This window comes from Shewanella sp. FJAT-52076 (assembly GCF_019457455.1).
GTDB classification, from domain to species: domain Bacteria; phylum Pseudomonadota; class Gammaproteobacteria; order Enterobacterales; family Shewanellaceae; genus Shewanella; species Shewanella zhangzhouensis.
In genome coordinates this window covers 4,027,425-4,046,541 of the sequence record NZ_CP080415.1, presented here as the reverse complement: position 1 = coordinate 4,046,541, position 19,117 = coordinate 4,027,425, and the positions used below count along the sequence as shown (strand labels likewise).

The window sequence follows — 19,117 nt, the reverse complement described above, 5'->3', positions numbered from 1 at the left end:
TCTCGCAAGCTGCTAACGCGGTAATTGAATCGTCACGCACAGGCCGCCGGTTGGCCTGTTTTGGGCGCTGATATTGCCGCCCTGGGCTTCAATGGCCGCCGCGGTAATGGCAAGGCCAAGCCCCCAGCCGCCGCTTTCTCGCTCCCGGGACTTATCGGTGCGATAAAAAGGACGGAAGATGGCTTCGAGTTCGGCTTCAGCCACGCCGGGTCCATCGTCGCAGATTTGGATCTCGACCTGAGTTGACGAGTCTGCCACCGTCAGACTGACCTGCAGCTTGGCGTAGCGGATGGCGTTACGCAGCAGATTTTCCACCGCCCTCGCCAGCAGCTTGGGGGAGTGGCTCAGGCGCAGGTTGTCGTCCATCTCAATGGCCAGATTTTTGCCACACTCGCTGGCTTCAAATTCCGCATCATCCAACACCTGGCCGAGGGTCTCGGCAAGTTCGCAGTCAACTTTGGCTTCGGTGGCGCCCATGGTCACCCGGGAGAGGGTCAGCAGCTCGGCTATCAGGGCATCGAGCTGCTCGGCCTCGTGGGCAATACGGCTAAGCTCATTGCTGTCCTGACCGCGCTTGCGCGCCAGTGCCAGCGCCAGTTGCAGCCGGGTCAGTGGGGTGCGCAGCTCGTGGCTGATGTCCCCCATCAGCCGCTGTTGATTATTGACCTGCTGCTCTATGGCTTCAGCCATGGCGTTAAAGGCATGCCCAAGCTGGCCCAGTTCATCACGGCGATTCAGGGTGGCTTTATCGACCCGGCTGCCAAGGTCGCCCCGGGCCAGGGCATCGGCGCTCTGTTTGAGCATCTTAAGCGGTCTGCCAAGGTGCCAGGCCAGCAGGCCGCACAGGAGACCCGAGACCAACACCGCCAGCCCCAGCGTCAGCAGTTTGTGCTCGATAAAAAACAAAAACAGTGGCCGGGGATGCTGCCCGGGAACCCGGCCATAGAGGCGGTATTCCTTGCCGTCGACATGGAACTCTTTGGGGCCAAACACCATTTCGTCGCGGAACTGGTACAAGATGGGGCGCTCGGCTTCTTCGGCGAGCAAAATAAATTTACGCAGGGAGCGGGGTTGGCGTTCCCCGAGAATACGGCCTTCCTCATTGGTGATAAACACCCGCATGGGCTTGCCATCGGCGTGACGCGAACGCTCCCAGCGCCGCATCCGCTCTGGCTCCATCAGTTCGGGCTCCCGCTCAATCGCCTTGGCAATCTTATCCAGACTCTGTTGCAGCTCTTTGGGGATAGGGGTGGATTCCTGCCGCTGCTGCAGCAGCGGCAGGCTGCCAACGGCAACCAGCACCACAGAGCTGCACAGCCAGAAGCCGAGCAGCAGTTTGATAAAGAGGCGATTGGGCAGGGTGTGGGTGTTCATTTCAGCCAGATGTATCCCTTACCGCGGATGGTTTTTACCCTGGGGCGACCATCGCTGCGCTCGGGCAGCTTTTTGCGCAGGTTCGACAGGTGCATATCGAGGCTGCGGTCAAAGGGCATCAGGCGCTTGCCGAGTACGGTTTCACTCAGGGTTTCTTTACTCACCAGCTCGCCCGCCTGGGACGCCAGCTGTAACAGCAGGGCGAATTCGGTACCTGTCAGGTTGATAAGGCTCTGGGCGCACCAGGCTTCCTGGCGGCTGGGGTCCAACTTCAGGTCACCAAGTTGTATCTCTTCCTGGACCTGACTCTGCGACGTGCCCGGCTGAGCCCGTCGCAAAATGGCGCGGATGCGGGCCACCAACTCACGGTCGTTGAAGGGCTTGGGCAGATAGTCGTCGGCGCCGATTTCAAGCCCCACGACCCGGTCGATATCATCACCGCGGGCGGTAAGCATAAGCACCGGCGTTTGCTTGTGGTTACGTAGCTGCTTAAGCACTTCAAAGCCATTCAATTTCGGCAGCATCACATCCAGCAGAATGAGATCAAAGTGGCTGCTGACGGCTTTGCTGAGTCCTTCGGCGCCATCGTGGGCGAGGGTGAGGACAAAACCTTCCAGCTCCAGCAATTCTTTTAACAGCTCAGACAAACCTGGATCGTCATCAACAAGCAACAAATGATTCATTTAACCTCCGGGATCAGGACTCCCAGTATAACCAGCCGTACGTCAATGGGTGTTTTACCTTTGTAAGTCTGTGTAAAGAAGCAGGCGGTGCTCATCTTTACACTTTTTTACCCGTCCGACACCCTCGTTGACATTGACCACAATACACTGGGAATTGTCGAAACACACAAGTCCCACCAATCACAATGAGGTGATATATGAACAAGTTAATGATCAAACGTGGTCTGATTGCGCTGGTTGCCGGCAGTGCGCTGCTCGGTGGTGTTGCCATGGCCAATCCCCACCACGAAGGGGGTCATGAAGGTCGCCCCATGATGGACAATATGCGCCATATGTTCCGTGGCCTGGATCTGACCGATGAGCAAAAGACGCAGTTCCGTGAGCTGATGAAAGCCCACAAGGACGAGCGCAAAGCCCAGCGCGAAGGTAAAGATGATGCCGCCCGCACGGCTCATCATGAAAAAATGAAAGCACTGATGAGCGCTGCCACCTTCGATGAAGCAGCGGCCAAGGCACTGATTGCCGAGCGTCAGGCCAAGGGTGAAGCACGCGCACTGGAAGCCATGAAGCTGCAGCATCAGATGTATCAGTTGCTGACCCCTGAGCAAAAAGCCAAGTTTCAGGCCCGTTTTGACGAGCGCAAAGCCGACCGGGAAGAGCGCCGTAAAGAACGCCAGGAAGCGTTTTAAGCCAAGGTACAGCTTGCCCTGACAGGCCGGTGCCTTGCGCCGGCTCGCGTTTCCCGACCCAGAACGGGCGTAGCTGCACAAAATTTGTTATAAGAGAACCACCTGCCTTGTGTGGTTCTTTTTTATGTCTGCTGAAAGAGATTATGCATTCTGGGTTAAGCTTGCCAGCCGCGCGGCGGTGGCAACGGCCCTGACACTGATTCTGATAAAACTGCTTGCCTGGCTTTGGTCCGGCTCGGCCAGTATGCTGGCATCCCTCACCGACTCCTTCGCCGATGCCCTGGCTTCCATCGTGAATTTCATTGCAATCCGCTATGCGCTGACGCCGGCAGACGATGAGCACCGGCATGGCCACGGTAAGGCCGAACCACTGGCGTCGCTGGCGCAGTCGGCATTTATCATGGGGTCTGCCTTTCTGTTGCTGTTTCATGGCGGCGAACGGCTGCTGAGCCCGACGCCACTTGAGCATGCTACCGTGGGTATTTGGGTATCCGCCATTGCCATTGTGCTCACGCTCGCCCTGGTGACCCTGCAGAAAAAGGCGTTGGCCGCAACCGGCAGCACTGTGGTGGAGGCCGACTCGCTGCACTATAAATCGGATTTGTTTTTGAACGGTGCCGTACTGCTGGCGCTGGTACTGGCACAGTACGGACTCTGGTGGGCCGATGGTCTGTTCGCCGTGTTGATAGCACTCTATATCGGTCAGCAAGCCTTTGGGTTGGGGTATCGCTCAATTCAGGCATTGCTGGACAGAGAACTCGATGAAGATATGCGCCTCACTATTGTTAACCTCGCCAAAGAGGACTCCCGGGTAAGAGGCGTGCACGACCTCAAGACCCGTCAGGCCGGTCAGACCATCTTTATTCAGTTGCATCTGGAACTCGATGGCGACTTGCCACTTCGCGAGGCACACCGCTTATCGGACAAGACTTCGGCGCGTATTCGTAATGCCATTCCTGAGGCGGAAATTATTATTCACCAGGACCCGGTGTAACGTCTGTGTTAGTGGATGTGGCCTCGGCGTGTTCTGTTGTGCTGCCAGGAAACCTTGGGTTAACCCGGTTTACGGTTGTGAAATAAATTTTTCTTAACGTATTGATACATTCAGCAATTGTTCAGCAGACTTGGACGATATTCTCCGGCATAGCTCCAGCAATGTCGTGAAAGGAAATCCAATGAACAAAATGAAACTGGCGGCCCTGGCCGCACTCATTGCCAGCACAGGTGCCATGGCTGAAACCGATAAAACCGGTTTTTACGTGGGTGGTGCCATCAATCAGGTGAAGGCCTCCGGTGACGGTGACGGCTCTTCTGATGGCGTAGGTTTTGGTGCTTACGGTGGCTACAACTTCAACGAATGGTTTGGTTTGGAAGCCAACCTGTTTGCCAGTGGCGATCTGGGCGAAGAGGGTGTGGATGTCGGTGCCGGCGCCCTGACCTTTACCCCAAAATTTACTTACCACTTCAATGATACCTTCTCTGCCTTTGCCAAAGTGGGTGTGGCGTCCATGGCGGTGGTGGTCGACTATGGTCCATTCGATGCCGACTACACTGGCTGGGGCGTGACCTGGGGTGTGGGCGTTAATGCGGCGCTGACCGAAAAACTGAACCTGCGCCTGAGCTACGATGAAACCCGTGGTGATTTGGATGACAGTGGTTTTTGGTATGACAACGAATACTACAATGGTGAAATCGACAACGTGAAGATTTCCCAGATCTCCCTGGGACTGCACTACCAGTTCTGATGTCAGGGCGGCGGTGAAAGTGCCGGCCAGGGACGGTGTGATAAGGACGCTTCGGCGTCCTTTTTTCTTGTCTGCTCACAGGCGGAATAAGGTGAAGAGCGCCTTCGAGTGGGTGATAAGCCGTGGATTTTTTTAATCTGGCAAGGGCTCAGCGGCAGGCCTGCGGGGGTGTGATTGATAACCCGAATCTGTGGCTGGATATAACCTAAAGGTTTATTTTTTCAAGGGATAGGCGCTAAAATAGGCAGCTGAAATCAAGGAATAATGGGCAGACACAGAGGGATGCCCAACTCAACTGAAAAAGGATGTCCGATGAAACTTAAATGCCTGTTGGCGTCAGCCCTGATGCTGTGCGCCGTTTCGCCTGCCTTTGCTGCCAAAGATCTCGGTTTTTACGCCGGTGGCTACGTCAGCAACACCAATCTCGATGACAAGATTGGCCCTTTCGATGAATCTGCCTGGGGGCTGGGTGCCTATGGCGGATATAACTTCAACCAGAGTTTTGGTCTCGAAACCAGTGTGTTCGGCACAGACAGCTTTATTGATGGTGTCGACCTGCAGGTCGTGGGCCTGACTTTTGCCCCCACTGTGCGCCATGCATTCAGCGATACCGTGACTGTCTACCTCAAGGGTGGTGTGGTGTATCAGGTGATTGCCAGTGACGACAGCCTGGACGATGACTATCAGGGCACGGGTTATCTGCTTGGCGCCGGAGTGGATATCAGTTTCTCCAGCAACCTGGCCATGCGGGTGTTTTATGAATTCAGTGAAATCGAGCCAGAGCACGATGAACTGAACAATTATTTTGCCAACACGCGCATGGATCACTATGGCGTGGGCCTGCACTGGCGCTTCTGAGGCTGGGCATAATGCCATAAAAAGGGACGCACACAGCGTCCCTTTTCTTTGCTTCTCAAGACCTGCTAATCCATCTCAAGCTCTTTGAGTTTGCGGGTCAGGGTGTTACGGCCCCAGCCGAGACGGCGGGCGGCTTCCTGTTTATGGCCCTGAGTGTGCTTGAGCGCAACTTCGAGCATGATGCGCTCGAAGGTCGGCTGCATATCGGCCAGCAGATCCGATTCCCCTTCTCCGAGACGCCTGTCGACTATATCTCTGAGGGCACTTTCCCAGTCACCTGCCACCACGGCGCCGGCATGATTGATCACTGGGTCCTTGAAGAGCTCTGGTGGCAGGTCCTGTGGCAGTATCTCCTGCCCCGAGGCCATTACCGTAAGCCAGCGGCAGGTGTTCTCCAACTGGCGCACGTTGCCGGGCCAGGGCAGTTGCTGTAGCTTGGCGGCGGTTTCTTTGGCAAGCACCTTGGCTTCAACACCAATTTCCCGGGCGGCGGCGGCCAGAAAGTGGCGGGTCAGTTGCGGAATATCTTCGCGGCGCTCTCTGAGCGGTGGCAGATGCACCCTGATCACATTGAGGCGGTGAAACAGGTCTTCCCGGAATTGACCCTGTTGCACCAGCCGCTCCAGATCCTGGTGGGTGGCGGCAATAATGCGTACGTCCACCTGCACCGGCGAGTGGCCTCCTACACGGTAAAACTGACCATCGGCCAGCACCCGCAGCAGCCGGGTTTGCACATCCAGGGGCATGTCGCCGATTTCATCCAAAAACAGGGTGCCACCGTTGGCCTGTTCAAAGCGGCCCTGACGCACGCCGGCTGCGCCGGTAAAGGCGCCTTTCTCGTGGCCAAACAGCTCAGATTCAATCAAATCCTTGGGAATGGCGGCCATGTTCAGTGCGATAAAGGGCTTGTCTTTGCGGGGGCTGTGTTTGTGCAGTGCCCCAGCCACCAATTCCTTACCCGTACCGGACTGACCGTTGATCAGCACGCTGATGGAGGAACGCGACAGACGACCTATGGCACGAAACACCTCCTGCATGGCAGGGGCTTCACCTATGATTTCCGGCGCCTTGACCGGTTCACTGGCGTGGGCCTGGGGTGCCTGTTCGCTGGCATGGGTAAGAGCCCGTTCCACCAGGGCGATGGCTTCGTCGATGTCGAAGGGCTTGGGTAAGTATTCAAAGGCTCCCGACTGGTAGGCGGCCACGGCGCTGTCGAGGTCCGAGTGCGCCGTCATTATGATGACCGGAATATGGGGGTAATGCAGGCCTATACGCTCCAGCAGCGTTAAGCCATCGGTGCCGGGCATGCGGATGTCCGACACTATCACTAAAGGTTGCGACAGCTCCAATGCCTGCCACAGCGACTCTGCTGCTGCGAAGCTGGCGCTGGTGATGCGTGCGCTCTTGAGGGCTTTTTCCAGTACCCAACGGATAGAGCTGTCGTCGTCGAGGATCCAAACCTGTTCACTGATACTCATGCAGTCTCCTTTTGGGTCCTATTTTCCGGTTTTAATGGGCAGGGTGAGCACAAACTGGGTGTGACCGGGGGCAGAGTCACAGTCGATGCGGCCACCATGAAGCCTGGCGATGTTGTGGGCGATGGACAGCCCCAGGCCAGAGCCCTGTTCGCGACCTGTCACCATGGGGTAGAAGAGGGTATCCATCAATTCCGGCGGTATCCCCGGGCCATCATCAATGACAGATAACATCAGCACCAGTTTGTGGCGCTGGGCGCCCAGGGTGACCTGGTGGCTGGTGCGGGTGCGCACCGTGATGGTGCCGCCGCCGTTTTCCAGTGCCTGTACTGCGTTTTGCACTATGTTGAGCAGCGCCTGCTGCATCTGGTCTGCGTCCAAATCTATGTCGGGAATGGAAGGGTCGTAGTCCCGGATAACGCGGATATTGGCAGGGGCGGACAGCTCGACCAGCTTGATCACCTTTTCGGCGACTTCATGGATATTGTGGGGCAGGTGGGCCGTGGGTTTTTGTGGCCCCAGCAGCTTATCCACCAGGGCGCGCATACGATCGGCCTGCTCGATAATCAGGGTGGTGAATTCCTTGAGTGACTCATCTTCCAGCTCGCGGGACAGCAACTGCGCCGCGCCCCTCAGGCCGCCGAGGGGATTTTTGATTTCATGGGCGAGGTTACGCACCAAAAACTGGGCCGCCTGCTGCTGGGCATCCTGGGTCAGTTGCTGGTGGATGCGGCGCTGCTGATCGACCTGACGCAGCTCAAGCAAACTCAGGCCGGGTTCATTTTCCAGTGGGATCAGGGTGAGATCTACTGTGTGGTGTTGGCCATCGAAGGTGACCAGGCTGGCGGTGTTGACCGTCAATCCCAGCCCCTGACGCACCGCATCGGCCAGTATGGTGGCAGGTACTTCCTGCAACTGAAATATATCGGTCAGAGCTTGTTCGCTGAGGCGATGACTGCCGGTGCCAAGCAACTGCTCGGCAGCAGCATTGGCAAAGCAGGGTTTTAGACCTGAGTCTATGACCAGTACCGCGGTCACCAGGTGATTGAGCAGGTTTTGAGTATCCATCGGGCCTTTCCTGACTGGGTCTGCACCAATATGGTGCACCAATATGGTGCAGTCCGCAAGTGTCAGCAGTGGCCGTTGGCGTGAGTTGGGTTTGATTAACTTATTGTTATAGTTGTTTTTATTTTATCAATTACCCGAAATGGGAACCGCCTTGGGTTGCTGCAACATGGTGGTACGGTGCAAAAACAGGGTTCTACTGCCACTGGATGCAATCGGTTTGCCATTTCGGGCAATCAGTTGCACTTCAATGCTGTGCTCACCCCGGTCCAGTTCGCTGACCCGAAACAAAGGCACGTCCATCGCATCGCCCCATACCTTGCCATCAATGCGCAGCACCCACAGGGCGTTGGCTGGCTTTTCAGGGGTAACGGTGGCCGTGACTTCAAACTTACCTTCGTTGTTGCGAATGGTTTCGTCGGCTTCGGGGGTCAGAATGGATACTTGATATTCGATGGCTTCCACTTTGGTGTCTGCCTTCGGAATGGCAGCGGGTACGTCCAAACGAATTTGATTGGAGGAGGTCTCTTTCAACTCAACAACTTCGGCGTTGGGCTGGGGTTTATCGCTGTAATGAACCTTGCCGTCTTTGTCGACCCATTTATAGACATTTGCCTGAACACTCAAGCTAAGGGCCAGCATGCCAAGAAGGGTAAAGGTGCGCATAAGCCTATCCTGTAGTTTCACATGTGACTAAAGATAGCGGTTTGCGTGCAGAAAGTCGCCAAACTCAGGGTGTTTCTGCACGCCAGCGGATAAATATGACGTCAGAGATAGCTGCAAAGGTACTCGGCAACGTCTGCAGCACGAATTGAGAAGCTGACATCGGCGTCCAGATTGAAGGTGCTGCCTTCAGCGAAGGTTTGCCATTGACTCTCCCCCGGCAGCAACACCTCAAAGGCGCCGCTGATCACCTGCATTTGCTCAGGCTGAGTGGTGGAAAACTCATATTCGCCCGGTAATACCACGCCGATAGTCTGCTTTTGTCCGCCAACGTAGATGGCACGGCTGGTAACCTTACCGTCAAAGTACACATTGGCCTTAAGGGCGACGTTCACGTTTTCCAAAACCTTCATAGTTTTCCTCTCCTTTAGCTGCGATTACTCGAATATAAAGGGCAACGCGGCTACAGGCCAATGAATAATTTGATGCTGTAATTTGATTAGGTTTCGGCCTGCGTAGCGGTCTGGATCCTGCTGGAAAAGTCACTTTCCTTAAGTTGTATTTCATTCCTCTGTTCTAGGATGATGGGTTAATTTAACAAAACCAAAATCAATAAAGGGAGCAACAGCATGGAGACAGGCACGGCGACCAGGGAGGGAGGCCTCCTTGGCAAGTTTTTGAATGGCATCGAGAAGGCTGGAAATAAGCTGCCGGATCCGGCGGTGATATTTTTGCTGGCCATGGTGCTGATTTGGGGTCTGTCGGCGCTGTTTTCCCGCTTTGAGTTCAGTGCCATCGATCCCCGCACCGGCGAAGCGATTGTGGTGCACAACCTGCTGACCGGTGATGCGCTGGCGGGATTCCTCGCCAATATGGTGAAAACCTTCACCTCGTTCGCCCCGCTGGGAGTGGTGCTGGTGGCCATGCTGGGGGTTGGGGTGGCCGAGCATTCGGGCTTTATCAATACCGGCCTGAAGATGATGCTGAAGGTGACACCGGCCAAGCTGCTCACGCCATCCATTATCCTGATTGCCATTGTCAGCCACACCGCCACCGATGCTGGCTACGTGCTGGTGATCCCGCTTGCCGGGGTGATCTTCTACGCCATGGGGCGTCATCCCCTGGCGGGCATTGCCGCGGCTTTTGCCGGGGTGTCCGGCGGCTTTGGTGCCAACTTTGTGCCTTCAGGGCTGGATCCCTTGCTGCAAAGCTTTACCCAGAGCGCGGCGCAAATTATCGACCCGGAAATCGCCATCAACCCGCTCAATAACTGGTTCTTTGCTTCGGCGTCGAGCCTGCTTATTGTGCTGCTGGGCTGGTATCTCACCGACAAGGTGATTGAGCCGCGTCTGGCCAATACCCCAATCGATGGTGATACTTCCAACCTGCCCAGGTTTGACGAAGCGGGCCCCCGCGAGAAGCAGGGCTTTTTGCTGGCCGTAGCTGTGATGGTGGCTGGACTGGTGCTTCTGTATCTGGCGGCAAGCCCGGCGGATTCTCCGTTAAGGGCCAAGAGTGGTAATTTGTCTGACTTCAGCGCGCCCCTGATGCAATCCATAGTGCCGCTGATTTTCCTGCTGTTTTGGATCCCCGGCGCCGTGTACGGCTTCTACGTGGGCACCTTCAAAAAGAGTAAGGACATGATAGATGCCATGTCCAAGTCCATGGGCAGCATGGCCTATTACATAGTAATGGCCTTCTTCTGTGCGCTCTTTATTGCCGCTTTCAGCCAGTCTAATCTGGGTGCTTTGCTGGCCATTGAAGGGGCCGAGGTGCTTAAGGCGTTGGCGCTGCCAAGTGCGGTGACCATAGTCGGCATCATCTTCCTCACCGCCTTTGTGAACCTGTTTGTGGGCTCAAGCTCGGCCAAGTGGGCGCTGCTGGGCCCCATTTTTGTGCCCATGCTGATGCAGCTGAATATCTCCCCCGACCTGACCCAGGCGGCCTACCGGGTGGGCGACTCAGGCTCTAACATCATCACCCCTCTGATGCCTTACTTCCCGCTGGTGGTGGTCTATTGCCAGAAGTATGTGAAAAACACCGGCATTGGCACCCTGATTGCCATGATGCTGCCGTTCTCGGCGGTGTTCCTGGTGGGTTGGACTGCCTTCCTGCTGCTGTACTGGACCCTGGGCTTCCCGCTGGGCTTGCAGGCGAGCTACACCTACGGTCTGTAGACAACATGAGCTAATAAAAACGCCCGCAATCGCGGGCGTTTTTATCAGCAGGGACTCATTGGCGTTTGCGCCAGATACTCATCTCCGACAGGCTGTGCTGGAACTTGCGCTTGGTCTCGCGGATGACGAAGGGCACTTCCTTCACCGCCACCAGTTCGAAGTGGGGAATAAGCGTCTCGGTGAGGCCATCGAGGGTGGTGAAGTTCTCACCGTTCACCTTGATACCGCCCAGCCAGTTGGCCTTGGGGGTGTAGTCCTCAAGCCAGGTGTAAGGTGAGGCAATCACCAGATAACCGCCCGTATTGATGCGGCTGTGAATTTGCTCCAGGAAAGCCTTGGGCTCATTCAGCCTGTCGATAAGGTTGGAGGCGTACACCAAATCATAGCCACTGAAGCGCGGCTTTAGATTAAGCGCATCGCCCTGAAGGAAATCGATTTTGTGCTTCACCTCGTTGTAGCCAAGGCTGGCAAGCGAGGCGGTGCGGTATTCCACCAGTTCGCCTTCGGTGCGAATGGTGTAGCGCTTCTCGCCCTGCTCCTTGAGGGCGTAGGCCTGCTGGATAAAACGGGCGGAGAAATCGATGGCATCTACGGCATCAAAATAGCGCGCCAGCTCAAAACTGGCCCGGCCCACGGAGCAGCCGATGTCCAGAGCCCTGGCGTGGCGCTCAAGGTTGATTTCGGCCAGCGCTTCCTGCACCCCTTTGACACAGAAGTTGGCCACGCCGAAGTACTCGCGGCCGTAATGGAATTCGAGGTACTGGGAAATCAGTTCATCGGTTTCATACACATTCACCTTCACGCCCTCATCCGGTGATTGGCTGGACTCCACGTAGCGGAAGCCAGCATGCTGATAGAAGTGACGGCGAAACGCATAGCGCGAGGCGGCGATGGCTTCGTTGCCGGTGGAAATCCAGCTGCCGCCCTTGATGAGGTTATGCTTGCCATCAAAGGTGGGGGTGGAGAAGTCGTCATACAGCGGGTGCACCCCAAAGCCCGGGAAGCCGTCGATGGCAGTCTCGGTCCATTGCCACACATTGCCCACCAGATCGAAAAAGCGTCCCTGACGGAAACGGTTCACCGGGCAGGATGAAGCGTAGTGGGCCAGATTGAGGTTACCCGGGAGTTCGCGCCAGGCGGGCGCGGCGCCTATGGCGGTCATATCGCCTTCAAGCTCTTGTCTGAGCCAACACCATTCGGCCTCGGTGGGCAGACGAATACTGCGCTCCGTAGTCGCCGCCTTCCAGTTGCAAAAGGCTTTGGCTTCCAGCTGGTTTACTTCCACCGGCCAATTGAGTGGCAGCGGGATTTCGTTGCAGAGATTACGCTGATACCAGCGGCCGTCTCTCTGGCGCCAAAAGCGTGGCATGTCGGCGTTGGTGTATTCACGCCAGGCATTGCCTTCATCGCTCCACCACTTGGGTTCCTGATAGCCACCGGCTTTTACAAAGGCCATAAACTCGCCGTTGGACACCAGTTTTTCGCTGGCGCGAAAATCGTTGATGTGGTGATGGCTATAGCCGTATTCGTTATCCCAGCCGTAGGTTGCATCTTCATCGGTTTTGCCAAGGCTGATATCGCCGCCTTTGACCTGGAGCATCGGATTATCCGGTGTCTCGCCATAATCCCTGCATTCGGGCCACTGCATTGAAGGTGTCAGGTCTTCAAGGGGCAGCTGGCGGATAATCACCGAGGAGGTCTCGAGGTGAATGCGCTCGTGTTCAATGCCCATCAAAATCGCCCAGGCGAGGCTATTTTGGCCGATGGGCAGCTCCAGCGGCATGGTGTCGATACGGCCTTCTATCAGGGCTCGCACCTCATTGCGGTACGCGCGCACCTCATCCACCTGCGGCCAGTCGTAATGGGCATCGTTCAGGTCATCCCAGGACATTTCGTCCACACCAATGGCAAACATGGACTCGAAATGGTCGTTGATACGCTCGTCTATGTACTTGCCCAGCTTGAGCTTATTGATAAAAAAGGTGGCTGTGTGGCCGAAGTAGAAAATCAGTGGATGGCGTAGCGGCTCGGCCTTTTTAAAGTAGGCATCGTCATTGGAAATCAGGGAAAACAGGGATTCATACTGAGCCCAACTGTTTTGGAAATAGGCTTTGATTTCAGCGCGTTTGCTTTGAGAGTCCTCGCCGCTGAGCAAAGGCGTGGGCGGTGCGGTCAGTAATTCCATGGCAAGTTTTTCCCCTGTGCGGATATGGCTGTCGGCAGCCGTGCCAATCAATATAAGTGCTGAGAATGACAGCGAGCCATTACGGCCAGAATGGATGTGCGGATCAGCTTGATAGACCTTGTAATCCGATAATGGCTTTCAATGCTCAGCAATTAACCGGCACACCCACAAAGGCCTGTGCCGAATGGTTAGCCCCAAGGCTTGGGGTCGAGACCCGCACCGGTTATTCCGGCGCAATAAGAGTGGGTGTGCCTGTTGTGTGAAGCGCGTTGTCCCTCAGCTCGATGGCATCAGTGTCTGCCATCAGATACAGGGCGGCGGGCGTTTCACTGACCTTGAGGCTGGCCGCCAGCGCTGCCTTGTCCTGAACATGGGGGATGATCCCAAAGGGGGCCAGCCCCAGCCCCTGTGTGATTTGAAAGGGTACGACCGGCTCGTCGCCACAGTAGACCGCTGAGGCGATGTCCGGTGTCATCAGGATGGCTCCGGCGCTGACGCCCACCAGATGGCCACCTGCCGCTGCGAAGGATTTCAGGCGCTCATCCAAACCACTTGCACCAAGGTGGTGCAGGTATTCAAAGCTGTTGCCACCGCATAGATGAATGATGTCGCAGGCAAACAGCGGCTCATACAGTTCGCAGTCCGGCCCGTGGATAGGTTCGGCAAAAGCGGTTATCTGTGCGCCCAGGCTATCGTAGAGTTCGACTATGGGCTGAAAGTATTCCCGGGTGGGGTCGGCGCTGGAGGCCAGGTAGCCTACGCTGGGATTTTCACCAATGGAAGCCAACCATTTGCCCAGACAGGCCCGAATTTCGTCAGCGCGGGTATCACTCAGTAACAGCAGCGACATCTATTGCTCCTTACTCCTTTACCGTTTGGTGCTGTAGGGATCGTCTGCCAGCAGATAACTCTTCAGCTCGGCTTTATTTGGCTGGCCCTGTAACCAATCGCGGATCCTTTTAAGTTCAGTGTAGGTGCTGTCACCAAACTTGCGGCGATAGTGCTCGCCAAAATTGGCCTGAGTCTGGCTCTGTTTTAAGCGATTTTGCCACTCCTGAGTGACCAGCAAATTCAGGCAGCTGGCAAGCCCCATGGACTTGAGCAGTGGCCATTCGCCTTTATCGAGCCATACGCCACCCACAGCGGCGCTGTAGTCGAGCCTGTGGTCTGTGTCTGTGCTGATTTTAAGCTTACGCATCAGGGTATGGCTCATGGGACAAAACAGCGCCATGGGGCTGTCTTCACTGTCTTCTACGGCCGTAATGGCCTCAAATTCGGTGTCGGGGTTGGCCTGTTTCCAGGTGACAAAGTCGTCAATCAGGACCCAGTGGCCGCCGCAGTGATTACAACGGTGGGCCAAGAAGAGGTTATCGAGCCGGGTAGGAACCAGGCTGCCGTGTTTACAGGCGCTGCAGTGCATCATCAATCCTTTGTATGAGCTTTACGCTTGGGGTCGTTAAATTTGAAAAGCCTTCCCAGACTAGGGGATTTTCAGTTGCCGCTCAAGACCGGCAATGCTTGGTCAGTCCAATGGCAGTGCTGTGCGGCAAAAGGTTTGTTTGAGTACCACGGTCGACTCTATACCCGATACTCCCGGCAGGCTTCCGAGGGATTTTTTGACGAAACGTTCGTAGGCCAGAAGGTCTTTGGCGACGATTTTGAGCAGGTAATCGTGGGCCCCCGTAATTACAGAGCACTCCATGACCTCAGGCAGCAGGGCGACCGCAGTTTCAAACTGTTCGGCGGCCCTGTCGGAGTTTTCGCTGAGTCTGACCGAGGCATAGACTATTACCTCGAAGCCCGCTTTTCTGTGGTTGATGGCGGCGGTGTACCCCGTGATATAGCCTTCCTGCTCGAGGCGACGAATACGCCGCAAACAGGGGGTGTCAGACAGGTTTACCGAGGCGGCCAATTCGGTGATGCTCTGGCGGCCATTGCGTTGCAGTGCGGCGAGGAGCGCGAGGTCTTTCTTATCCAGCTGGCTCATGGTGAGTGAAATTCGATATTGGATGTTTATTTGTTGTTGATTATCACTAATAAGTGACGCTTTGTCGCCAGGCTTTGGTGAAAATACCCTGTTTCTCTGTGCTAGGCTGATACAGGCTCTGCCCGAATGGCTGAGCATGGAGAACGATAATAATGAAACCCATGACACTGAACGTTGAAGCTTTTGATGACTGGCTTCGTACCCGCTTTGTAGAACTGAACAATGAACTCGAACACCTCTATTGGCTGCAAACCGATAGAGCCAACGTGGTTGGCGTGGGTGATGATCTGAAGGCGCAGCTGGAAACCGAGGGGCGCAAACATATTTGCGCCCTGCTGGATGAAGGCAATACCGACGAAGGCTTCGATGCCGCCTTCGATTTACTCGGCAATGTGGGCCTGTATATGGCCGCCTGCCGCCGTCACGAAATTACCGAGCCAACACGGGAGACCCAGTCTCCGCTGGTGGAGGCCTCGGCACTGGCGATGCACATAGGTGCGTCCATCGGCGTAACCCCACGCTTTGCCACCGCGCACCTGACTACCCATAACCTGGCCCGGGATGGCAAATACAAGCGATTTACCGATTTGCACGACGAACGTTTGTTCGTGGACTACAACACCAAGGGCATTCTTGCGTACAAGCGCGCGGCCGATGCGCTGCTGAAAATCCTGCCGCTGGGGGTATCTCACCCCATCACCGCAGACTTGCTCAAGGTCGCCCGTCAGGCGTTGCAGGATGTGATGGACTCAAATACCACCCTGTTCAACGAGCTGGATACCGACCGTTTCTTCTATTGTGTGCGCCCTTACTACAAGCCTTACCGGGTGGGCAGCCAGGTGTATCGTGGCGCCAACGCGGGGGATTTCGCCGGCATCAACGTGATAGATCTGCTGCTGGGGCTTTGTTACGCCAATGAGCCATCCTATTCCCAGATGCTGGTGGATAAGTTCCTCTATATGATGCCGGAAGATCAGGCTATTTTGCGTGACTGCATGCGCCGCACCAGCCTGATGGAGCATTTCCTGGCCGCCACGGGCGCCAAAGAGCAGAGCTGGTATCAGGACAATTTGCGCCTGTTCCTTGAGGTGTGTGAACTCCACGGCCAAACAGCCATTCAGCATCACGACCAGTTGGTACACAAATACATTGCCGAGCCGTCGGTGAATATGCAGCAGCAACATATGTCCAAGGTGACAGCCAGTGGCCCACCGCTGCATGTGCTCATTGGGGCGCTGGAAAAACTCAGGGACAGACGCGCGGCAGCCAAGCGCAGCGATATACGTACTGCCTGGCAGGAAGTGGCGCGATTAAAGGCGACTTTGTCATGAGTGACCAAAAATCAGCATTTTTTCTACCCGATGGCACCTACCTGCTGAGCCACTCGGTTGGTCGGCCGCTTAAAGCGGCCAAGGCGGGATTCGAGCAGGATTATTGGCAGCCATGGTGCCAATCGGGGCGCGAGCCCTGGGGTGACTGGTTGTCTGCGGTTGAAGGGTTTCGCACGGCATTGGGGAAACTCTTTGATGGTAACGCCAGGGATTTTTGCCCACAGGTGAATTTGTCGTCGGCGCTGACCAAGCTGGTGTTATCGCACCCAAGGCTTAAGGCCAGCGGCGCGCGCATTCTGATGTGCGAAGAAGACTTTCCTTCCATGGGATTTGCGCTGCAGCAGGCCTTGCCCCATGCCCGTCTGGAATTCATTCCCGCGGGCGTCGACATCACAGACGCCAATGCCTGGGAGGCGTATTTAACCCCGGGGCTGGATCTGGTGTTTATCAGCCATGCGTTTTCCAATCTGGGAGCCTTGTCACCGGTGGAAGCACTGGTCCCGCGCTGTCGTGAGCTGGGAATTTTGACCCTGGTGGACGTGGCACAGTCGGCGGGGGCCGTGCCCTTGTCAGTGACCGGGCTGGCACCTGACTTTCTGATTGGCTCGGCGGTGAAATGGCTCTGCTCCGGGCCGGGCGCGGCCTACCTCTGGGTTCATCCCGAGCGGCTGGCAGAATGCGAGCCTGTGGATGTGGGCTGGTTTTCCCATGAAAACCCGTTCGAATTCAATATTCACGATTTTCGTTATCATCCGTCGGCGTTGCGATTCTGGGGTGGAACCCCCTCTGTGGCGCCTTACGTGATTGGCGCCCACAGTATTGGCTGGTTTGCTTCCCTGGGTGCTGACAAGGTAAGAGCGCACAATCAGGCTTTGATTTCAATGCTTTATGATGGATTGCACCAGTATGGTGCAGGCCCTTCTCAGGCGCAAAGCCGCAGTGGCACTGCCATTTTACAATTCGGTGACAGTACTGCAGCTGTGATGGCCGCCCTCAATCAGGCCAGTATCAGCGTCGACAATCGTCGCTACGGCATGCGGGTGTCACCGCATCTCTATAACGATGAGGCGGATATACAGCGCTTTATTGCGTGTGTGCGAGGTGCACTGTAAGACGGGTTGCACGGTGGCGGTGACATTGTTGTTTGTGTTGCCGTAAGCCCAAAATAAACGCCCCGGACCTGAGTCCGGGGCGTCTTTTTTATTTTCCGCCTACTTTATCTGCTGACCGCAGATAAAGGGGCGGTTTTGCAGGGTATTACAGGCTGTAATACATTTCGAACTCGAGTGGGTGAGTAGTGCGGTTCACGCGCTCGGCTTCAGCAGTCTTCAGACGGATGTAAGAGTCGATGAAGTCGTTGCTGAACACGCCACCCTTGGTCAGGAACTCGCGGTCTGCATCCAGAGCCGCCAGTGCCACGTCCAGAGACTCGGCTACAGTTGGGATCTCGGCCGCTTCTTCGGCTGGCAGATCGTACAGATCCTTATCCATGGCATCGCCAGGGTGGATCTTGTTCTGGATACCGTCCAGACCGGCCATCAGCAGAGCCGCGAAGCCCAGATATGGGTTGGCAGTTGGGTCTGGGAAGCGGGTCTCGATACGACGACCTTTAGGGCTTGGTACCACTGGGATACGGATAGAAGCAGAGCGGTTACGGGCTGAGTAAGCCAGCATTACCGGGGCTTCGAAGTGTGGTACCAGACGCTTGTAAGAGTTGGTGCTTGGGTTGGTGAAGGCGTTCAGGGCACGGGCGTGCTTGATGATACCGCCGATGTAGTACAGGGCAGTTTCAGACAGACCGCCGTACTTGTCGCCGGCAAACAGGTTAACGCCATCTTTGGCCAGAGACTGGTGAACGTGCATACCTGACCCGTTGTCGCCAACGATTGGCTTAGGCATAAAGGTGGCAGTCTTGCCGTAGGCGTGGGCCATGTTGTGCACCACGTACTTCAGGATCTGGATTTCGTCGGCTTTCTTGGTCAGGGTGTTGAAACGGGTTGCGATTTCGTTCTGACCGGCAGTGGCCACTTCGTGGTGGTGAGCTTCAACTACCTGACCCATTTCTTCCAGTACCAGACACATGGCAGAGCGCAGGTCCTGTGAAGAGTCAACCGGAGCAACGGGGAAGTAACCGCCTTTCACGAATGGACGGTGACCTGTGTTGCCATCTTCGTAGCTGGTGCCTGAGTTCCAGGCGGCTTCTTTGGCGTCGATCTTCACGAAGGTACCGCTCATGTCGGTGCCGAAACGTACGTCGTCGAACAGGAAGAATTCTGGCTCTGGGCCCATCAGCACTGTGTCGGCGATGCCGGTGGCGCGCAGGTACTCTTCGGCCTTCTTGGCGATGGAGCGTGGGTCACGATCGTAACCAGTCATGGTGCCTGGCTCGAGGATGTCACAACGGATGATGGCAGTGGTTTCTTCGGTGAAAGGATCCAGCACGAAGGTGGTCGCATCTGGCATCAGTACCATGTCAGATTCGTTGATACCTTTCCAACCGGCGATGGATGAGCCGTCGAACATTTTACCGTCTTCAAAGAAGTCGGCGTCTACCTGATGCGTTGGAATAGACACGTGCTGTTCTTTACCCTTGGTATCGGTAAAGCGCAGATCCACGAACTTCACTTCCAGGTCTTTCAACTGCTTCAACACATTTTCAACTGACATGCTTGAGTCTCCGGTAGGGTAAAGGGTCTTCCCTTACTATCATTACTTTTGTCGGTGGTGGCTTTTGCAGGCTGCACCGAAACTTGGCACAGATAAAGCCAGTAACGTGCCAAGATGATAACTTGCTGATTATAAGAGAAATGGTGTTTAGCTGGTGACCAGAATGGACAGGGTTTGCACCAAAATGGAGCATGTCGCGCACAATGTTGGTGCGCGCA

The 19,117-nt window shown here is 55.8% G+C and carries 18 protein-coding genes; 7 read left to right on the top strand and 11 right to left on the bottom strand.

Annotated features, from left to right (window positions below):
- Window positions 1-12: 12 nt before the first annotated feature.
- Both K0H79_RS17895 and K0H79_RS17890 read right to left on the bottom strand, forming a co-directional pair.
- Complete coding sequence (locus K0H79_RS17895) at window positions 13-1,374, bottom strand: ATP-binding protein (RefSeq protein WP_220076729.1); 1,362 nt, start codon at window positions 1,372-1,374, stop codon at window positions 13-15.
- The gene (locus K0H79_RS17890; RefSeq protein WP_220076728.1) at window positions 1,371-2,057 is read right to left on the bottom strand and encodes a response regulator; all 687 of its coding nucleotides are present in this window, start codon (window positions 2,055-2,057) and stop codon (window positions 1,371-1,373) included. The genes K0H79_RS17895 and K0H79_RS17890 overlap by 4 nt, the downstream gene beginning before the upstream one ends.
- 197 nt (window positions 2,058-2,254) lie before the next feature.
- On the opposite strand from K0H79_RS17890, the gene K0H79_RS17885 reads away from it, so the two are divergent.
- The 4 genes from K0H79_RS17885 (at window position 2,255) to K0H79_RS17870 (ending at window position 5,349) form a co-directional block, all read left to right on the top strand.
- Complete coding sequence (locus tag K0H79_RS17885; protein ID WP_220065993.1) at window positions 2,255-2,746, top strand: Spy/CpxP family protein refolding chaperone; 492 nt, start codon at window positions 2,255-2,257, stop codon at window positions 2,744-2,746.
- A 124-nt stretch (window positions 2,747-2,870) separates the two neighbouring features.
- Window positions 2,871-3,740 carry a cation diffusion facilitator family transporter gene (locus K0H79_RS17880; protein WP_220065992.1) on the top strand — a complete coding sequence of 290 codons (870 nt, stop codon included), beginning with the start codon at window positions 2,871-2,873 and terminating at the stop codon, window positions 3,738-3,740.
- A 181-nt stretch (window positions 3,741-3,921) separates the two neighbouring features.
- Entirely contained in the window at window positions 3,922-4,491 is a 570-nt protein-coding gene (locus K0H79_RS17875; RefSeq protein WP_220076727.1) for a porin family protein, read from the top strand.
- A 312-nt stretch (window positions 4,492-4,803) separates the two neighbouring features.
- The gene (locus K0H79_RS17870; RefSeq protein ID WP_220065990.1) at window positions 4,804-5,349 is read left to right on the top strand and encodes a porin family protein; all 546 of its coding nucleotides are present in this window, start codon (window positions 4,804-4,806) and stop codon (window positions 5,347-5,349) included.
- 65 nt (window positions 5,350-5,414) lie between these two features.
- Here the strand turns inward: K0H79_RS17870 and glnG are convergent, their stop codons facing one another.
- The 4 genes from glnG to K0H79_RS17850 form a co-directional block, all read right to left on the bottom strand.
- A complete protein-coding gene (gene glnG / locus K0H79_RS17865) occupies window positions 5,415-6,827 on the bottom strand; it encodes a nitrogen regulation protein NR(I) (RefSeq protein WP_220065989.1) in 1,413 nt (470 codons plus the stop codon).
- 18 nt (window positions 6,828-6,845) lie between these two features.
- Window positions 6,846-7,892 carry a nitrogen regulation protein NR(II) gene (glnL, locus tag K0H79_RS17860; protein ID WP_220065988.1) on the bottom strand — a complete coding sequence of 349 codons (1,047 nt, stop codon included), beginning with the start codon at window positions 7,890-7,892 and terminating at the stop codon, window positions 6,846-6,848.
- Window positions 7,893-8,018: 126 nt separating this feature from the next.
- Window positions 8,019-8,555, bottom strand: a complete 537-nt coding sequence (locus K0H79_RS17855; RefSeq protein WP_220065987.1) for a DUF4124 domain-containing protein — start codon at window positions 8,553-8,555, stop codon at window positions 8,019-8,021.
- Window positions 8,556-8,656: 101 nt separating this feature from the next.
- The gene (locus tag K0H79_RS17850; RefSeq protein WP_220065986.1) at window positions 8,657-8,965 is read right to left on the bottom strand and encodes a pyrimidine/purine nucleoside phosphorylase; all 309 of its coding nucleotides are present in this window, start codon (window positions 8,963-8,965) and stop codon (window positions 8,657-8,659) included.
- Between the two features lie 216 nt (window positions 8,966-9,181).
- Between K0H79_RS17850 and K0H79_RS17845 the strand changes: the two genes are divergently transcribed.
- Window positions 9,182-10,729: an AbgT family transporter gene (locus K0H79_RS17845; RefSeq protein ID WP_220076726.1), complete on the top strand. Its 1,548-nt coding sequence runs from the start codon at window positions 9,182-9,184 to the stop codon at window positions 10,727-10,729.
- Between the two features lie 55 nt (window positions 10,730-10,784).
- Here K0H79_RS17845 and ovoA read toward each other — a convergent pair whose 3' ends face one another.
- The 4 genes from ovoA to K0H79_RS17825 all read right to left on the bottom strand — a co-directional run bounded on the left by ovoA (window position 10,785) and on the right by K0H79_RS17825 (window position 14,901).
- Window positions 10,785-12,914, bottom strand: a complete 2,130-nt coding sequence (ovoA, locus tag K0H79_RS17840) for a 5-histidylcysteine sulfoxide synthase (protein ID WP_220076725.1) — start codon at window positions 12,912-12,914, stop codon at window positions 10,785-10,787.
- A gap of 223 nt (window positions 12,915-13,137) precedes the next feature.
- Window positions 13,138-13,764 carry a Type 1 glutamine amidotransferase-like domain-containing protein gene (locus K0H79_RS17835; protein ID WP_220076724.1) on the bottom strand — a complete coding sequence of 209 codons (627 nt, stop codon included), beginning with the start codon at window positions 13,762-13,764 and terminating at the stop codon, window positions 13,138-13,140.
- An 18-nt stretch (window positions 13,765-13,782) separates the two neighbouring features.
- Window positions 13,783-14,337 (bottom strand): zf-TFIIB domain-containing protein, encoded by a 555-nt coding sequence (locus K0H79_RS17830; RefSeq protein WP_258405428.1) that lies wholly within the window; start codon window positions 14,335-14,337, stop codon window positions 13,783-13,785.
- Window positions 14,338-14,436: 99 nt separating this feature from the next.
- Entirely contained in the window at window positions 14,437-14,901 is a 465-nt protein-coding gene (locus tag K0H79_RS17825; protein ID WP_220065982.1) for an Lrp/AsnC family transcriptional regulator, read from the bottom strand.
- Window positions 14,902-15,053: 152 nt separating this feature from the next.
- Here K0H79_RS17825 and K0H79_RS17820 point away from each other — a divergent pair, with 152 nt between their 5' ends.
- On the top strand, window positions 15,054-16,232 hold the full coding sequence (locus tag K0H79_RS17820) for a monodechloroaminopyrrolnitrin synthase PrnB family protein (protein ID WP_220065981.1): 1,179 nt from the start codon (window positions 15,054-15,056) through the stop codon (window positions 16,230-16,232).
- Window positions 16,229-17,344: an aminotransferase class V-fold PLP-dependent enzyme gene (locus K0H79_RS17815; protein WP_220076723.1), complete on the top strand. Its 1,116-nt coding sequence runs from the start codon at window positions 16,229-16,231 to the stop codon at window positions 17,342-17,344. Before K0H79_RS17820 ends, K0H79_RS17815 begins: the two co-directional genes overlap by 4 nt.
- A 145-nt stretch (window positions 17,345-17,489) precedes the next feature.
- Here K0H79_RS17815 and glnA read toward each other — a convergent pair whose 3' ends face one another.
- On the bottom strand, window positions 17,490-18,899 hold the full coding sequence (gene glnA / locus K0H79_RS17810) for a glutamate--ammonia ligase (protein WP_220065979.1): 1,410 nt from the start codon (window positions 18,897-18,899) through the stop codon (window positions 17,490-17,492).
- Window positions 18,900-19,117: the final 218 nt, after the last annotated feature.

Coding starts and splice junctions, on each gene's coding strand:
- K0H79_RS17895 (WP_220076729.1), bottom strand. CDS start 1,374: ATGAACACCCACACCCTGCCCAATCGCCTCTTTATCAAACTGCTGCTC.
- K0H79_RS17890 (WP_220076728.1), bottom strand. CDS start 2,057: ATGAATCATTTGTTGCTTGTTGATGACGATCCAGGTTTGTCTGAGCTG.
- K0H79_RS17885 (WP_220065993.1), top strand. CDS start 2,255: ATGAACAAGTTAATGATCAAACGTGGTCTGATTGCGCTGGTTGCCGGC.
- K0H79_RS17880 (WP_220065992.1), top strand. CDS start 2,871: ATGTCTGCTGAAAGAGATTATGCATTCTGGGTTAAGCTTGCCAGCCGC.
- K0H79_RS17875 (WP_220076727.1), top strand. CDS start 3,922: ATGAACAAAATGAAACTGGCGGCCCTGGCCGCACTCATTGCCAGCACA.
- K0H79_RS17870 (WP_220065990.1), top strand. CDS start 4,804: ATGAAACTTAAATGCCTGTTGGCGTCAGCCCTGATGCTGTGCGCCGTT.
- glnG (WP_220065989.1), bottom strand. CDS start 6,827: ATGAGTATCAGTGAACAGGTTTGGATCCTCGACGACGACAGCTCTATC.
- glnL (WP_220065988.1), bottom strand. CDS start 7,892: ATGGATACTCAAAACCTGCTCAATCACCTGGTGACCGCGGTACTGGTC.
- K0H79_RS17855 (WP_220065987.1), bottom strand. CDS start 8,555: ATGCGCACCTTTACCCTTCTTGGCATGCTGGCCCTTAGCTTGAGTGTT.
- K0H79_RS17850 (WP_220065986.1), bottom strand. CDS start 8,965: ATGAAGGTTTTGGAAAACGTGAACGTCGCCCTTAAGGCCAATGTGTAC.
- K0H79_RS17845 (WP_220076726.1), top strand. CDS start 9,182: ATGGAGACAGGCACGGCGACCAGGGAGGGAGGCCTCCTTGGCAAGTTT.
- ovoA (WP_220076725.1), bottom strand. CDS start 12,914: ATGGAATTACTGACCGCACCGCCCACGCCTTTGCTCAGCGGCGAGGAC.
- K0H79_RS17835 (WP_220076724.1), bottom strand. CDS start 13,764: ATGTCGCTGCTGTTACTGAGTGATACCCGCGCTGACGAAATTCGGGCC.
- K0H79_RS17830 (WP_258405428.1), bottom strand. CDS start 14,337: ATGATGCACTGCAGCGCCTGTAAACACGGCAGCCTGGTTCCTACCCGG.
- K0H79_RS17825 (WP_220065982.1), bottom strand. CDS start 14,901: ATGAGCCAGCTGGATAAGAAAGACCTCGCGCTCCTCGCCGCACTGCAA.
- K0H79_RS17820 (WP_220065981.1), top strand. CDS start 15,054: ATGAAACCCATGACACTGAACGTTGAAGCTTTTGATGACTGGCTTCGT.
- K0H79_RS17815 (WP_220076723.1), top strand. CDS start 16,229: ATGAGTGACCAAAAATCAGCATTTTTTCTACCCGATGGCACCTACCTG.
- glnA (WP_220065979.1), bottom strand. CDS start 18,899: ATGTCAGTTGAAAATGTGTTGAAGCAGTTGAAAGACCTGGAAGTGAAG.